This is a genomic window from Kitasatospora sp. NPDC048296 (assembly GCF_043201815.1).
GTDB lineage: Bacteria > Actinomycetota > Actinomycetes > Streptomycetales > Streptomycetaceae > Kitasatospora.
Map to the genome: position 1 here is coordinate 1 of NZ_JBICZB010000201.1, position 1,726 is coordinate 1,726.

Consider the following 1,726-nt stretch of genomic DNA (forward strand, 5'->3'; position numbering starts at 1 on the left):
ACAATGAGGAAGTTTCATCGTGATTCGTGCAGGTCATCGGCCCTGGCGTGACGAGCGGTTGGGGTGCTCGCGCAGTTCATCAGGGTGATCGTCGCGGGGAGATCATCCGTCATCGCGCGACCTGGTGGTGCGTCAGTACCAGCAGGGCCCGCACCAGGGCGGTCGCGTGCCGCGGGTGCATGCGCACCTTGGTCAGGATCCTGAAGGTCTTCAGGCTCGCGAAGCCGTGCTCGACCGGTGCCCGCAGGCTGCTGATCAGCCGGTTCACGACCTTCTTCGGGGGTGAGAGGCGCTTGCCGCCGCTCGCCTTGAAGCCCGTGATGATCGCCGGCTGTTCCTGGGTCCCGTCGTCCAGGCCGACGAACCCCAGGTCGGCCACCGCTCCCAGCTGAGACTCCCGTAGCCGCGCGCACAGCTTCTCGTAGCGGGCGGCCGTGATCTCGCTGCAGGCGCCCCGGCGGGCCGAGGAGATCCACAACAGCCGCCCCTTCGCATCGGTCAGGGCGAGGAACAGCAGGCCATGGGCCTTGTGCTTCCCAGAGTAGTTCTTCCGGTTCGCCTGCCCGGTCCGCCGCCGGGTACGGATCAGCGTGCCGTCCAGCAGCACCACGCACCCGCTGTCCTTGGCCACCTTCGCCAGCGCGCGGTCCAGGCGGGGAGAGCGTGCGGCCAGCAGGTCGATCACCTCCAGCACCCACCGGCGGACCGTGGAGGCCGAGACCGCGTTGCCGCCGGCCAGGTCGGCCAGCCGCTCGTCATTGCGCAGGTGGGCCAGCACTATGACCGCGATCCGCCCGGCGTCCAGCTTGCGCCAGCGGGAACGGATCTTCTTGCGGTGGGCGCGGATCAGGCCGGCCACGTAGTTGACGGTCTGGCCGGACAGCGGCAGGCGGACGCAGTAGACAAGGCTGGCGGCGTCCCCGGCAGGGCTGGTCTTGGTTTTCACGAACTGCCCAACTCCCATTGGGGGCAGCCGTGTTGCGGCGGGAATCGGCCGTTGTTCCGGGCCGGTGGCGGGTTACCGGGGCAGGTAGCGTCCGGCCGCGGTTCGGGTGATCCAGCCGCGCTCGGCCAGCTTGCGCAGTTTCCCGCGCACCGGCTCCACCCTCGCCGGCACAGGCTCCAGCCCCAGCTCACGGGCCACGTCCTTGGCCTGCAGCTGGCCGTCGCCGCCCGCGACGATCTCCATGATCGCCTGGTAGTCGGCGGGCAGGTCCTCCAGGCGGCTGCCAGGGCCGCGGTGAGGGATCAGCAGCTGGCCCGCGGCGCCCGGTGTCACACCCGTGCCGGGCGCGGGCACGGCGGGTTCTCCGCCGGTGGCCTCCTCCAGGGCCCGCTGCCAGGCCTCGGCGTCGGGGTGCCCGGCATCAGCGTCCTCCTGGTACTGCCGGTAGACGACCTCAGCGGCCTCCAGTCGGGCCACTTCAGCCTCGATGTCGGCCAGCTGCTTGCGCAGCTGCCCAGCGCGTTCTTCCAACACCACACGGCGCTCCAACAGCCACACCATCAGGTTCTGAGCCATGTCCCCTCCCTCACGGGCCCACCGGACCCTGCTCGCACAGTAGGGGGCCCGGCACGCAGCGTGCAGGAGATCCAGGAAAGACAGCCCAAAACCGACTGACGGACGATCTCCGCGCGGTGATCACCGTGATGAACTGCGCGAGCATCCCAACGGCTCGCCACACCAGGGCCGATGACCTGCACGAATCACGATGAAACGTCCTCA

At 69.5% G+C, this 1,726-nt stretch carries 2 protein-coding genes; both read right to left on the reverse strand.

Annotated features, from left to right (window positions below; all coding sequences use genetic code 11):
* Positions 1-109 precede the first annotated feature (109 nt).
* The gene (locus ACGF12_RS38460; RefSeq protein ID WP_393041277.1) at positions 110-946 is read right to left on the reverse strand and encodes a transposase family protein; all 837 of its coding nucleotides are present in this window, start codon (positions 944-946) and stop codon (positions 110-112) included.
* A 72-nt stretch (positions 947-1,018) separates the two neighbouring features.
* Entirely contained in the window at positions 1,019-1,522 is a 504-nt protein-coding gene (locus ACGF12_RS38465; protein ID WP_393041280.1) for a hypothetical protein, read from the reverse strand.
* Positions 1,523-1,726: the final 204 nt, after the last annotated feature.

Coding starts and splice junctions, on each gene's coding strand:
- ACGF12_RS38465 (WP_393041280.1), bottom strand. CDS start 1,522: ATGGCTCAGAACCTGATGGTGTGGCTGTTGGAGCGCCGTGTGGTGTTG.